This is a genomic window from Kutzneria viridogrisea DSM 43870 (assembly GCF_000525635.1).
Classification (GTDB): Bacteria; Actinomycetota; Actinomycetes; order Mycobacteriales; family Pseudonocardiaceae; genus Kutzneria; species Kutzneria viridogrisea.
The window spans coordinates 5,330,954-5,343,399 of record NZ_CP007155.1 but is presented as its reverse complement, the minus strand read 5'-3'; the positions used below and the strand labels follow the sequence as shown (position 1 = coordinate 5,343,399).

The 12,446-nt window shown below is 72.7% G+C and carries 13 protein-coding genes; 7 read left to right on the top strand and 6 right to left on the bottom strand.

The genetic code is table 11. The annotated features are described in order from the left end of the window. The first annotated feature begins 11 nt into the window (after window positions 1–11). From KALB_RS23605 to KALB_RS23595, 3 genes are all read left to right on the top strand, one after another. Window positions 12–659, top strand: coding sequence for an NADPH-dependent F420 reductase (locus KALB_RS23605; protein ID WP_025358176.1), 648 nt, complete (start codon window positions 12–14; stop codon window positions 657–659). Continuing rightward, window positions 656–1,729, top strand: coding sequence for an FAD-dependent oxidoreductase (locus tag KALB_RS23600; RefSeq protein WP_042220718.1), 1,074 nt, complete (start codon window positions 656–658; stop codon window positions 1,727–1,729). The genes KALB_RS23605 and KALB_RS23600 overlap by 4 nt, the downstream gene beginning before the upstream one ends. A gap of 90 nt (window positions 1,730–1,819) precedes the next feature. After that, window positions 1,820–2,791, top strand: a complete 972-nt coding sequence (locus tag KALB_RS23595) for a hypothetical protein (protein WP_025358174.1) — start codon at window positions 1,820–1,822, stop codon at window positions 2,789–2,791. A 5-nt stretch (window positions 2,792–2,796) separates the two neighbouring features. Here KALB_RS23595 and KALB_RS23590 read toward each other — a convergent pair whose 3' ends face one another. After that, window positions 2,797–3,534, bottom strand: coding sequence for an AraC family transcriptional regulator (locus KALB_RS23590; protein ID WP_025358173.1), 738 nt, complete (start codon window positions 3,532–3,534; stop codon window positions 2,797–2,799). A 54-nt stretch (window positions 3,535–3,588) separates the two neighbouring features. On the opposite strand from KALB_RS23590, the gene KALB_RS23585 reads away from it, so the two are divergent. Further along, window positions 3,589–4,749 (top strand): MFS transporter, encoded by a 1,161-nt coding sequence (locus tag KALB_RS23585; RefSeq protein WP_035968226.1) that lies wholly within the window; start codon window positions 3,589–3,591, stop codon window positions 4,747–4,749. A 5-nt stretch (window positions 4,750–4,754) separates the two neighbouring features. Here the strand turns inward: KALB_RS23585 and KALB_RS23580 are convergent, their stop codons facing one another. Next, window positions 4,755–5,150: a type II toxin-antitoxin system VapC family toxin gene (locus KALB_RS23580; RefSeq protein ID WP_025358172.1), complete on the bottom strand. Its 396-nt coding sequence runs from the start codon at window positions 5,148–5,150 to the stop codon at window positions 4,755–4,757. 107 nt (window positions 5,151–5,257) lie between these two features. Between KALB_RS23580 and KALB_RS23575 the strand changes: the two genes are divergently transcribed. Then, window positions 5,258–5,842, top strand: a complete 585-nt coding sequence (locus tag KALB_RS23575) for a TetR/AcrR family transcriptional regulator (protein ID WP_025358171.1) — start codon at window positions 5,258–5,260, stop codon at window positions 5,840–5,842. A 17-nt stretch (window positions 5,843–5,859) separates the two neighbouring features. Here KALB_RS23575 and KALB_RS23570 read toward each other — a convergent pair whose 3' ends face one another. The 4 genes from KALB_RS23570 to KALB_RS23555 all read right to left on the bottom strand — a co-directional run bounded on the left by KALB_RS23570 (window position 5,860) and on the right by KALB_RS23555 (window position 10,590). Then, window positions 5,860–6,675 (bottom strand): SAM-dependent methyltransferase, encoded by an 816-nt coding sequence (locus KALB_RS23570; protein WP_025358170.1) that lies wholly within the window; start codon window positions 6,673–6,675, stop codon window positions 5,860–5,862. Further along, window positions 6,672–7,715 carry an alpha/beta hydrolase gene (locus KALB_RS23565; protein ID WP_025358169.1) on the bottom strand — a complete coding sequence of 348 codons (1,044 nt, stop codon included), beginning with the start codon at window positions 7,713–7,715 and terminating at the stop codon, window positions 6,672–6,674. The genes KALB_RS23570 and KALB_RS23565 overlap by 4 nt, the downstream gene beginning before the upstream one ends. Before the next feature lie 128 nt (window positions 7,716–7,843). Continuing rightward, window positions 7,844–9,109 (bottom strand): cytochrome P450, encoded by a 1,266-nt coding sequence (locus tag KALB_RS23560; RefSeq protein WP_025358168.1) that lies wholly within the window; start codon window positions 9,107–9,109, stop codon window positions 7,844–7,846. Window positions 9,110–9,171: 62 nt separating this feature from the next. Beyond that, window positions 9,172–10,590 carry a serine/threonine-protein kinase gene (locus KALB_RS23555; RefSeq protein ID WP_025358167.1) on the bottom strand — a complete coding sequence of 473 codons (1,419 nt, stop codon included), beginning with the start codon at window positions 10,588–10,590 and terminating at the stop codon, window positions 9,172–9,174. A gap of 235 nt (window positions 10,591–10,825) precedes the next feature. On the opposite strand from KALB_RS23555, the gene KALB_RS23550 reads away from it, so the two are divergent. Continuing rightward, window positions 10,826–11,722, top strand: a complete 897-nt coding sequence (locus tag KALB_RS23550; RefSeq protein ID WP_025358166.1) for an NAD(P)H-binding protein — start codon at window positions 10,826–10,828, stop codon at window positions 11,720–11,722. Next, window positions 11,719–12,336 carry a CPBP family intramembrane glutamic endopeptidase gene (locus tag KALB_RS23545; RefSeq protein WP_025358165.1) on the top strand — a complete coding sequence of 206 codons (618 nt, stop codon included), beginning with the start codon at window positions 11,719–11,721 and terminating at the stop codon, window positions 12,334–12,336. Before KALB_RS23550 ends, KALB_RS23545 begins: the two co-directional genes overlap by 4 nt. Window positions 12,337–12,446: the final 110 nt, after the last annotated feature.

Sequence of the window (12,446 nt, the reverse complement as noted above, 5' to 3'; positions counted from 1 at the left end):
GGGGGCCAGCAATGAACACCACCGCCATCCTGGGATCGGGTCGGGTCGCAGCCGTGCTGGCCGACAAGCTCGCGGAGGCCGGGCGCACCGTGCTTGTCGGGACCCGCAACCCCGCCGAGGCCCCGGCCAACTGGACCGGTCGACCCGTGGAGTTCGCCGAACCCGAACAGGCGGTCCGGCGCGCAGCGGTCGTCATCAACGCCACACCGGGTGACAGTTCGGTGCGGCGACTGGAGGCACTGCGCGATGCCTTGCGGGACAAGGTACTCGTGGACGTCTCCAATGCCACCCTGCGCGGACCGGATGGCATGCCCGCCGGGTTGGTCTACCCCGGCAGCAGCCTGGCCGAGCACCTCCAGCAAGCCCTGCCCGGCACGCACGTGGTCAAGGCGCTCAACACGATGTTCTTCACCGTCATGGCCAACCCCCGAGCCCTGAGCTCCCCGCCAACGGCCTTCGTCTCCGGCAACGACCCCGCCGCCAAGGCCGTCGTGCGCGGCCTGCTGGCCGACCTCGGCTGGCCGCCAGCCTGGATCGAGGACCTCGGCGACATCACGACCGCTCGCGGCACGGAAGCGCTGGTGCTGCTGGTGCCCTCGATCCTGCGCAACCGCGGCCGCAAGCCCTTCGCTCTGTCCATCGTGGACGGTGGTCGGTGAGTCGGGTCCTGGTCGCGGGCGGCGGCATTGTCGGGCTGACCACCGCCCTTGCCCTGCGCCACAACGGTTTCGACGTCACGGTTGCCGAGCGGGCCGAGGAGATCCGGGCCACGGGCACCTCGCTGGGGCTGTGGGCCAACGCGCTCGCGGTCTTCGAGCACCTCGGTGTCGCCGACCAGATCGCAGTGATCGGGCGGCCCGGTTCGATGCGCTTCCACGACGCGGCCGGGCGGCTCATCGACACGCCGGGGTTCGCCGTCGAGGACCACACCTACCTGCTGGTCGACCGGCCGCGCCTCAACGCGGTGTTGGCCAGTGCCTTGGGACGCAACACGATCCGGCTCGGTACGCGTGTCGCGCGCTACCAGGAGACCGCCGACGGGGTCACCGTGCACTTCGCCGACGGGGCCAGCGAGGCCTTCGACCTGCTCGTCGGCGCGGACGGCCTGCACTCGGCGGTGCGCGCGCACCTGGTCCCGGAGGCGGGCGCCCAACCGCATCCAGGCCACCACGTGTGGCGGGCCGTGCTGCCTCCCGGCGCCGTGTGGGTCGGGGACGGCGTGATGACCGTCGGGCGCCACGGATGCCGTGGCGGCTACGCCCGCACCCACGACGGCGGCGTGTACTGGCTGGTGTCCCAGTTCGGCTCGCCCGCGCCCACCGGCACGCCCAAAGCCGAAGCGCTGCACCGCGCGCGGCAGGTCAACGACGGGTTGCTGCACCTGATCGAGGCCACTGCGCAGGAACAGGTCCTGCACAATCCGATCATGGTCGTGCCGCCACTGTCCCGCTGGACCTCGCGGCGCGTCGCCCTGGCCGGGGACGCCGCCCACGCGATGTCCCCGCACGTCACCGCGGGCGCCTCGCTGGGGGTCGAGGACGCCGCCGCACTCGCCCGCCACCTGGCGGCGCGGGCGGTGCCGGAAGCCCTTGCGGCGTACGAGTTGGAGCGGATCCCGCGCTACGAACGGGTCCGGGCGCTGTCCGAGGCGGTGGCGGCGTACCGCACCCCGCAGGAGTTCGCCCGGCGCTACGCGACCTTCAGCCACTGGATGCTCAACGCGGTGTGAATGCACCCTTCCGGCCTAACGGGTATGGGAAAAGCACTGAGAGGATCACGAGCAGGCTTGTGCGTGTCATCGACCTTGGGGGAACCTGACATGAGACTGCCGCTCGTCGCCCTGCTGACCGCCGCCGCGGTGCTCGTTCCGGCGCCGAACGCCTCGGCCGCCGCCTGCACGTGGCGGCCGACCGCCCTGCCGGTGCCCACGGATGTGTCCGGCTCCACGGTGTACGCCACGGACGGCCACGGCATTTACGCCGGTGTGGCCGAACGAGGTGAGTACCACTTCGTGCTGTGGAAGAACGGCAAGCTGACCGACTTCGGCAACCTGGTCGGGCACACCTCCAGCATGCACTCGGTGGACGGGGTGAACAGCGCGGGCACACTCGTCGGCTCCGAGGGCGTGCGCGGCCACTACCCGGTGCCGCAGGCGTTGCGGTCCACGGGTGACAAGGTGGAGCTGCTGCCGGGCAAGGGGATCAGCAGGGCCTACGCCATCAACGAGCACGGGGACATCGTGGGCTTCGGCTCGGTCCCGGACTCCTCCGGGCAGAACCGGCTGCTGCCGGTGCGCTGGCCCGCGGACCGGCCGGGCACCATGGAGGTGCTGCCCGGTCTGCCCGCCGACTGGCTCAACGCCGCGGCGGTGGACATGGACGCGGACGGCACCGTGCTGCTCAGCCGCAACCTCGGTGACGACAGGCCGGGTTTCCTGTGGCGCAACGGAGTGGTCACGGCGCTGCCGAGGCCCGCGGGGGCGACCAGTCTGAGCGTGCAGGCCATCGCGGGCGGCCGGGTGGTCGGCAGCGCCACGATCTCGGGAACGCAGCACGGCGTGCTGTGGGACCGTGACGGCACGATCACCCTGCTGCCCAGGGCGAACAGCGCCAGGGACATCACCAGCTCCGGCCTGATCATCGGCGAGGACACCGCCCAGCGCTCGGCCGTGTGGCGGCTGGGGACCTTCGACAGCGAACTGGGCGCCGACGCCGAGCTGTGGACCGCGGGGGAGGACGGCACCATCGCGGGCAGGCGCAACGGCCAGGCCACGTACTGGCGCTGTGGCTGAGCCCGCTATCGGTGCACGCCGGGCGTGTGCCCGAAGGCGCGGCGGAACACCTCGATGAACGCGCTGGCCGAGGACCACCCGCAGGCGTGCGCCACGGCGGTCACCGGGGTGTCCCCGGCCAGCAGGACCAGGGCGCGATAGAGGCGTACCTGGGTGCGCCACTGCGGGAAGGTCATGCCGAGCTCGGCCTTGCAGCGCCGGGCCAGGGTCCGGTCACTGGCGCCGACCTGCCTGCCCAGTGCGGCCAGGGTCCGAGGGTCGGCCGGGTCCGCGCGCAGCACCGCGCACACCGCCCGCAGCCGGGGATCGGTGGGCGTGGGCAGGTGCAGCGGCTGCTGGGGCGCGGCGCGCAACTGGTCGAGCAGGACCGCGCGCAGGCGTCCGCGCTCGGGGCTCTCCTCGTGCGGGGCGCGGGTGTAGGCCAGGATCAGCTCGCGCAGCAGCGGCCCCGCCGACAGGACCGTGGGCCGGTCCAGGCCGAGCGGGTTCTCGGTCGCGGGCAGGCCGATCAGGTGCAGCTCCAGCTCACCGTGTGCCTGGTGGGCGTGCACGGTCCCGGCCGGGACCCAGATCGCCCTGGTGGCCGGGGCGACCCAGCACCCGGCGTCGGTGGTGACGGCGAGCACCCCTCGGGCGGCGTAGACGATCTGGTGGTCGTCGTGCCGGTGCGCGTCGATGGCGTCCCCGGGGGCCAGCAGGCGGGCGTCGGTCGGCGCGACGGGTTGGTGGCGGGTTTGCTGCATTGGTTGGCAGTTTATCGGAAGCGCGACAGGCGGCCCGCCGGTCAGCATGACGGGGTGCGGAGCAACAAGTCGATCATCCTGCTGTCGGTCGGGCACGCCTGCGTTGACGTCTACCAGGGCGCCGTGGCCTCGCTCATCCCGTTCTTCATCGCCGAACGCGCCTACACCTACGCCGCCGCGTCCGGCATCGTGCTCGCCGCCTCACTGCTGTCCTCGGTGGCGCAGCCGCTGTTCGGCGCGGTGACGGACAAGAGGGCGCTGCCCTGGCTGCTGCCGGTGAGCACGGTCCTGGGCGGGGTGGGCATCGCGCTGAGCGGCATCACCGGTTCCTACCCGCTGACCCTGCTCTTCGTTGCCGTGTCAGGGATCGGTGTCGCCGCCTACCACCCCGAGTCCGCCCGGGTCGCGCGCATCGCCAGCCAGGGCAGCCACACCGCGATGGGCTGGTTCTCCCTCGGCGGCAACATCGGCTTCGCCCTGGCGCCGGTCCTGGTCGCGGCCGTGGTCGCCACCGGCGGTCTGCGGCTCACGCCGCTGCTGGTGATCCCGGCGCTCGCGGGCAGCGTGCTGTGCCTGCCGGTGCTGCACGCACTCGGCCGGTCGACACGCACCAGTTCGAGCACGGCGGCGCCGATCGTCCCCGACGACACGGCCTCGTTCGTGAAGCTGTCGCTGGCGGTGGTCTGCCGGTCTGTCGTGTTCGTCGGGCTGAGCACGTTCATCTCGCTCTACGCCCAGCAGCGCACCGGGGGCGGTACCTCGGCGGGCGTGGCGGCGTTGTTCGTGCTGTACCTCGGCGGGGCGGTGGGCACGGTGCTGGGTGGCAGCCTGGCCAACCGCTGGGACCGGGTCACCACCGTGCGCCGGTCGTACCTGCTCACCGTGGCCGCCGTCGCCGGGGTGGTGTTCGTGCCCGGTCCGGCGTTCTACCTGTTCGTGGCGCTCACCTCCGCCGGGCTCTACGTGCCGTTCTCCCTCCAGGTCACCCTCGGCCAGGACTACCTGCCCAGCCGGGTCGGCACCGCCAGCGGCATCACCCTCGGGCTGACCGTCAGCATCGGCGGCCTGGCCAGTCCGGTGCTCGGCGGGCTCGCCGATGCGACCTCCCTCCAGGTGGCCCTCGCCCCGCTGGTCGTGCTGCCCGCCCTGGCCTGGCTGTTGTTCCGCACCCTGCCCGAACCCGCGCTGCCCCAGGTGCGGGTTGCTGCCCGATGAGCGCGTCAGAACAGGACGTCGATCGGTGCGACCGTCACCAGCTGCTGCACGGCGTGGGCGAGTTGTGCGTCGAGCGTGATGAACGCGTCTGCCTGGAGCTGGGTCAGCGCGACGTACTCGGCGACAAGTGTGTCGGACCATCCGAGTCGGTCGGCGACCTGCCAGGCGGTGGCCTGGAGCACGCGGTCGCCGAGCAGTCGAATCCGCAGCCCGCGCAGGTAGTCCAAGCCTCGCGCGGCCTCCTGCTTCGTCAACTCACCGCGGTGCACCTGTTGGTAGAGCAGCGACAGCGCCTGCGAGCGGAGCAGCGTCGGGGCCAGGATCCGGTGCCCTTCCGCGATCACGGCCTGGTCGCGGGCCAGGCGAAGGGCCACGTCCGGACCGATCACGTACTTGGCCATGGCAGATCAGCTCCATTCCGTCGCGTGCGGGGAGGGCGTTCGCGACGACGGTATGGTGGGCGCGCGCCCACTCGGCAACCGGGTGCGGCCGGGCGAGTGGAGGTGCGGTGCCGACAGGGGTGGCCATCCGGGACGTGCGCGAGCAGCTGTTCGACGCCGCCGAGCGCGTTCTGCTCCGGGCTGGGCCGAGCGCGCTGACCAGCCGGGCGGTCACCGAGGAGGCGGGCTGCGCCAAGGGCGTACTGCACCGGCACTTCACCGACTTCGACGCCTTCCTCGCCGAGCTCGTGCTGGACCGCGTGCGCCGGTTGGACGGCCAGGCCGCCGCTCTGCGCGAGTCCGCGGGGACCGGCACGGTCGTCGACAACCTCACCGGTGCGCTGACGGCCCTGTTCGGCTCGGTCGCGGTGGCGATCGTGGCCCTGCTCATCTTCCGGGACGAGTTGCGCGCCCGACTGCGCCGGGACTGGCCGACGGGCATCCCGCTCGTGACAGAGGCCGCAGCCATGATCGCCTCGTACCTGGCGGCGGAGCGCGACCTGGGCCGCATCGCGGCGGACGCCGACCTCGACACGCTCGCGCCCACGCTGATCGGGGCCGGGCACCTGCTGTTCGCCGACCGGGAAAGCGCCCCGCCGGGGGTTGAGGCCGTCCGCAAGGTCGTGACCACGGTTATCGCGGGCGTCGTGTGAGGACGCGTCCCTGAGGCTCAGCCCCCGGACCCGCCGTGCGCGGCGATGACCGCGTAGCCGAGGCTGGCGGTGGGCAGCTTGTCGAGCTGACCGTCACGCCGCCAGGTGTTGGTGGGCACCACGCCCTCGCTGGTGGCCTGCCACGGCGGCACCAGCGAGGCGAACTCGCTCTGCGTCCGTGCGGCCACGCGGACGCCGAAGCGGGCGAACAGCTCCTCGGCCGCCGCGGTCGAGGTGCGCCCGAGGCTGTCGCCGGTGGCGTGCGAGGCCACCAGCCAGCTCCCCGGGGCCAGGCGCTCGTGGTAGGCGTTCATGGTGTCGGTGAGCTCCGCGTCGTCGGTGAGGAAGTGCAGCACCGCGACCATCAGCAGCCCGACCGGCTCGTCCAGGTCGAGCAGTTCGGTGACGGCGGGGGACTTCAGCACGCAGTCCACCTCGCGCAGGTCCGTCTCGACCACGCCGATCCGGTCGTCGCCCAGGGTGAGCATCGAGCAGGCCGCCGCGGCGATCGGGTCCCGGTCCACGTAGACGATCCTGCTCTCCGGCGCGGTGCGGTGGGCGATCTCGTGCACGGAGCCCACGGTGGGCAGCCCGCAGCCCAGGTCGAGGAACTGCCGGATGCCGAGGTCGAGCAGGCGCCTGACCGCGCGCAGCAGGAAGGCCCGGTTGGCCAGCGCGAACTCCCGGTAACCGGGGAACACCGCCAGGATCTTCTCGGCGGCGGCCCGGTCCACGGCGAAGTTGTTGCCACCGCCCAGCACGTAGTCGTAGATGCGCGCGACCGAGGGCTGTTCGCGCAGTGCGGCGTCGTCCGGGAACAACTCCGGGCTCACGGCGCTGTCCTGGCGATCCAGCGCTGCGCGACGGCGAACCAGTCGCGGGCGTTGGGCGCCTCGTTGAGGTCGTGGCCCGAGCCGGGCAGCACGAAGGCGTCCACCGAGGGCACCCGCCCGCCAAGGCGAGGCCGCTCGGCCGCCGTCAGCGCCTGCGCGCTGGAGCAGTCCGCTCCGCCGGGCACCCCGCAGAACAGCCGATCCTCGGTCCCGTTGACCAGCAGCACCGGCACCCGAATGTCCAGCGGGCGCACCAGGATCAGCGGGAAGTTGGCGATCTCGCCCGCGGTCACGGTCTGCTTGTGCGCCTCGTCGTAGGCCCGCAGCGCGGGGTCCACGGGGGCGGGGTCGGCGAACATCATGTAGCGCTGCCCCGGCTGGCTGGTCAGGTAGGTCGGGTCCAGGCCGCGCCCGGTGAAGGCGTGGTCCAGGGCGGCGGGGTAGAAGTTCGGCAGCAGCCGCACGGGTGCGGTGAGGTTGATCTGGTGGCTGATCCCGGACAACACCACGGCGTCCACGTCCTGGTAGTCGCTGGCCTCGTACCAGCTCACCCAGGACCCGTAGGAGTGGCCGACCAGCACCACCGAGCCGAACCCGGCGGGGTCGACCGCCCCGGAGCGCAGCGCGGCCACCACCTGGTGGACCACGAACGCGTTGCTGTCCACGGTGACGGCGAGCCCGGTGGGGTGCGAGCTGGCCCCGGTGCCGATCCGGTCGAGGGCGAAGGTCGCGGCGCCCGCCGCCGTGGCCGCGCGGGTGTAGGAGTAGCGGCCGGTGTCCTCGCGGTCGGGCAGGTCCCAGTAGGTGTGGTCGTAGGTCAGCCCCGGCAGCAGCAGTTGCACCGTGCGGGGGTGGCTGCCCGCGGGCTGGCACAGGCGCCCGTGCACGTGCTCACCGGCGGCCTGGCCCCGGGTGAGGCTGACCGGCAGGTCGACCTCCCGGCAGGACGCGCTCGCCGCGTGCGCCGCCGGTACCGCGGTCAGGGCCAGCGTCAGCGAGGTCAGCGCGATGAGCGCGGTTCGTCGTGAGCGCGTTCCCAAGTTGACTCCACCCCGTCGCCGATGGTCACTTACTGTGAGCGCCTGTCGGTCAGCGATGGTGTCACACGTCCCACCGCGGGCGTCGACCGCCACCCCGCACTGATCGCCCGACTGGCCTAGTCGAACCATCAGTCCGATGGGGTGAGTCGGCAGTGCAGGGTGCTCAGCCCGTGCAACAGGAAGCTCGGGGTGTAGCGGTCATCGCGGCCGGTGAGGCTGATCGAGTCGACCCGGGCGGCCAGTTCCCGCAGCGCCACGCGGGTTTGCAGCCGGGCGAGCGGCGCGCCGAGGCAGTAGTGGATGCCGTGGCCGAAGGCCAGGTGCCCGGCGCCGTCACCGCGCTCGGGGTCGAGCACGTCCGGGTGCGTGGAGTCCGGCGCGTCCCGGTTCGCCGAGGCGAAGCACAGCACCACCCTCGCCCCGGCGGGCAGTTCCACCCCGCCCAACTCCGTGGACCGGGTCAGGACGCGGAACATGCCCTGCACCGGGCTGTGCAGGCGCAGGGCCTCCTCGACCAGCGGATCGGCGCGGGTGAGCGGGTCCTCCCGCAGCCACGCCCACAGTCGAGGGGACCGGCCCAGCTCGTGCAGCAGGCTGGTGAGCAGCTTGGCGGTGGTCTCGTTCCCGGCGACGAGCAGTTGCGTGATGATGCTCAGGCTCTCGGCCGTGGACAGCGCCTCGTCGGTGACCTGCGCCGTGTCGCGGTGGGCGTTGACCAGACCGGTGAGCACGTCCTCCCGGGGGTCGGTGCGCCGCTGGTCCAGCTGGTTGGCGAAGAACCGCTGGAACTCCAGCGTGGACCGCGCGTTGGCGAGCTCGCTCTCGTCGTCAACGCGGGCCCCGATGCTCTCGGCCAGCGCCCGCGACCAGCGCGTCAGGTCGGGCAGCCGGTCCCGGTCCACGCCGAGCACGTCGGCGATCACCGCGATCGGGAACGGCACCGCGAACCGGCTGACGAACTCGACCTCCTCCCCGGTGGCGACGGTGTCGAACAACTCCGCGCAGAGCCGACGGATGCCCGGTTCCTGCCTGGCCACCAGTCGGGGCGTGAACGCACGGGCGACCAGTTGCCGGAACCGGTGGTGCGCCGGCGGGTCCTCGGTCAGGATCGTCGGCACGGTGGGCCAGCCCTCCGCACGGATCGCCGCGACCTGCCCCGCGACCGCGGGCGAACTCGCCGACTGCGGCTGCCCGAAGCGCGAGGAGAACACCTCCGGGCGCTCCAGCGCGTGCTGCACCAGGGCCCGGGAGGTCACGAACCACAGGCCGTACTCGGGTACCAGGTGGACGGGAGCAGCCGAGCGCAGTGCCCGGTACCAGGGTGACGGGCACTGCTGGAAATCTGCGGAGAAGGGGTCGAACCGCGACAGGTCCGGACGTGCGCACTCGGGCATGCCTGCCTCCAGCTTCGACGACCCGACCACCGTAGCCTGATGATCAACAGGGCGGTGCGGCCTCAGCCCACCACCGCCGAGCTGGCGATCTTCCACTGGCCGTCCTGCTGGACCAGGCCGAACTGGGTTCGCTCCTGGGTGACGTGCCCGTCGCGGTGCACGTAGGCGATGGTGGCGGTGACCCGGTCCGGCGGGCTGGCCACCACGTCGGAGGCGCTGGCGCTGGTGTACTGCTGCCAGAAGCCCTGGTAACCGGCGTAGCCACCGGCGTGGCCCTGCTGGTAGCCCGCGGTCATCCGGTTCCAGCCCTGGGCCAGGTCGTGCGGCACCAGCCCGTAGTAGCTGGTGATCGCCGAGGTGAGCTGGGCCGAGAGGTCCTGCGGGGCGGCGGTCGTGGTCGACGGAGTCGTGGTGGACGGGGGCGGCTGCTGCGTGGTCGTCGTCGTGGTCGTCGTGGTGGTGGGCGCGGTGGTCGTCGGCTTGGCGGAACCGGTCGTGACCGCCGGGGGCTGCCCGTCGGCCGCCGGGCTCTGGTTGGGCGTGTTCAGCACCACCACGACCGCCAGGCCGATCACCACGACCACGGCCGCCGCGGCGAGCAGCAGCACGCGCCTGCGCCGCTGCTGGTCCGGTGCGGCGGCAGCGGGCACCTCGGCCGCGGCGGCCTCGACCACCGCGCTGAGCACCTCGTGCACCTGCTGCGCGGTCGGGCGGTCCTCGGGGTCCTGGCGCAGCATGGCCACCAGCGGGGCGGTCAGCGGCCCGGCCTGCGCGGGCTCGGTCGCCTCCTGGGTGGCGATCCGGTGCAGCAGGGCGATCGGGTTGCTGTCCACGCCGAACGGGGGTGCGCCCTCCACGGCCGCGTACAGCGTGGCGCCGAGGGAGAACACGTCGCTGGCGAAGCCGCCCTCCTGCCCGCGGGCGATCTCCGGGGCGAGGTAGGCGGGGGTGCCCGCCAGCAGACCGGTACCGGTCATCGTGCCGTCGGTGGTCGCCTGGGAGATGCCGAAGTCGGTGAGCTTGACGGTGCCGTCGGCGGCGAGCAGCACGTTGGCCGGTTTGACGTCGCGGTGCACGACCCCGGCCTTCTGGGCGGCGGCGAGCGCAGCGGCCAACTGCACCCCGATCCGGGCCACCCGCGCCGCGGGCAGCACCGGTTGCGCGGCCAGCAGGTCCGCCAGGCTCTGCGAGGGCAGGTACTCCATGATCAGGCAGGGGCGGCCCTCGTGCTGCACCACGTCGTAGACCGCGGTGGCGTTCGGGTGGTGCAGCCGCGCCGCGATCCGGCCCTCCCGCATGGCCCTGCGGCGGGCCTCGTCGGACTGGGCCTGGCTCATGCCCGGGTGCACGAGCAGTTCCTTCACCGCGACGTCGCGGTGCAGCAGGGTGTCCTCGGCACGCCAGACCACGCCCATCGCCCCGCTGCCCACGCGGGACACCAGCCGGTAGCGCTCGGCGACCAGGTCACCGTTGTTGCCCACAGCCACACTCCAGAAGTCCGCTCCTGCTCACCTGCACGACCCATCCTGGCACCAGCGGTGAGCACCGAGGCCCGCGTCGAACGTGTTTTCGGTCGCGCCGGGCGGGGTAGCCGTGCACGACCACGGCGGCGCAGCGGCCGCAGAGGACCGAGCCGGACCCGGAGGAGGCGGTGTGGGAGTGGACCACCGGCCAGGACAGGTCGCGCACCCCGCGCGGGTGGGGGATCGTCGTGGCATGCCAGTGGTGGTGACAGGGGCGTCCGGGTTCGTCGGGTCACGATTGTGCGTGGCACTGGACGCGGCGGGCCACCAGGTCCGCGCCATGACCCGCAAGCCGGGTGCGTACCGAGGAGTTGGCGAGCCGGTCCGCGGGGACGTGCACGACGGCGACTCGCTCGTGCCCGTGCTGCGCGACTGCGCCGCGGCCTACTACCTGGTGCACTCACTGGACGACGTGGACTTCGAGCGGCAGGACGCCGAGGCCGCGCTGACCTTCGCGCACGCCGCGGCCGAGGCGGGGGTGCGGCGGATCATCTACCTCGGCGGGCTCGGCGAGGACTCCGACGAGCTGTCGGCGCACCTGCGCAGCCGCCGCGAGGTGGAGCACCTGCTCGGCCAGGCGGGGGTGCCGGTGACCACGCTGCGCGCGGGCATCATCGTGGGGCACGGCGGCATCTCCTGGGAGATCACCCGCCAACTGGTGGAGCACCTGCCGGTGATGGTGACGCCCCGCTGGGTGCACACCCGGACCCAGCCCATCGCGGTGGACGACGTGGTGCGCTACCTGGTCGGTGTGCTGGAGGACCCCGCGGCCACCGGGCGCACCTTCGAGGTGGGCGGCCGGGACGTGCTGACCTACCTGGAGATGATGCGCCGGGTGGCCGCCATCCAGGGGCGCCCGCTGGTCGTGGTCCCCGTGCCGCTGCTGTCCCCGCGGCTGTCCTCGCTGTGGCTGGCCCTGGTCACCGACGTGGACGCGCGCACCGGCCGGTCCCTGGTGGACTCGATGAGCAACGAGGTCGTCGTGGCGGAGCACGGTATCCGCGAGCTGGTGCCGTTCGAACCGATGGACTACGACAGCGCCGTGCTGCTGGCCCTGGGCGAGCGCGCCAGGCAGAAGCGGTCCGCGTGAGGGCCGGACGCCGCCGCGGCCTGGTCGCCGCGACCCTGGTGACGGGCTCCGCGCTGCTCGGGGCCTCGCTGTCCACCGAACCCGGCACGGCCCGGTTCTACGGCATGACGGCAGGGGTGGCCGGGGTGTGGGCCGCGGGCGGGCTCGCCTCCGGCTCGGTGCGCGCGAACTCCCTGCGCGGACCGGTGGTCGGCCCGGCCCTGCTCGGGGTGGGCGCCTTCGCGGCGTTCTACGGTTGCGCGCTGCTCGCCCGGCGGGTTCCGGTGCTCGACCGGGCCATCACCGGCGTGCTGAGCTACGCCCACCGCGGGTCGGACCGGTGGGTGCTGGCCACGACCCTGGCCAACGGGCTCGCCGAGGAACTGTTCTTCCGGGGAGCGGTCTACGAGGCCGTTCAGGACAAGCACCCGGTCGCGTTGTCCACGGCCCTGTACGCGCTGGCCACGGCGGCGACCCGCAACCCCGCGCTGGTGCTGGCCTCGCTCGTGATGGGCGCGCTGTTCGCTGTGCAGCGCCGGGTCACCGGTGGTGTGCTGGCACCGGTGGTGACCCACCTGGTGTGGTCCACGCTGATGTTGCGCTACCTGCCACCGCTGTTTCGGGTGCCGAGATGACAAATTGCTGTACAAGGGTGTGCAGGTGGCCGTCCGGGGCGCGGTTGCACGCCTTCCGGGGGCCAGGGACAATGGATTGCTCAGTTCTGTAGTCGAGTTGTGAGAGGTGA

Coding starts and splice junctions, on each gene's coding strand:
- KALB_RS23605 (WP_025358176.1), top strand. CDS start 12: ATGAACACCACCGCCATCCTGGGATCGGGTCGGGTCGCAGCCGTGCTG.
- KALB_RS23595 (WP_025358174.1), top strand. CDS start 1,820: ATGAGACTGCCGCTCGTCGCCCTGCTGACCGCCGCCGCGGTGCTCGTT.
- KALB_RS23590 (WP_025358173.1), bottom strand. CDS start 3,534: ATGCAGCAAACCCGCCACCAACCCGTCGCGCCGACCGACGCCCGCCTG.
- KALB_RS23580 (WP_025358172.1), bottom strand. CDS start 5,150: ATGGCCAAGTACGTGATCGGTCCGGACGTGGCCCTTCGCCTGGCCCGC.
- KALB_RS23560 (WP_025358168.1), bottom strand. CDS start 9,109: ATGCCCGAGTGCGCACGTCCGGACCTGTCGCGGTTCGACCCCTTCTCC.
- KALB_RS23550 (WP_025358166.1), top strand. CDS start 10,826: ATGCCAGTGGTGGTGACAGGGGCGTCCGGGTTCGTCGGGTCACGATTG.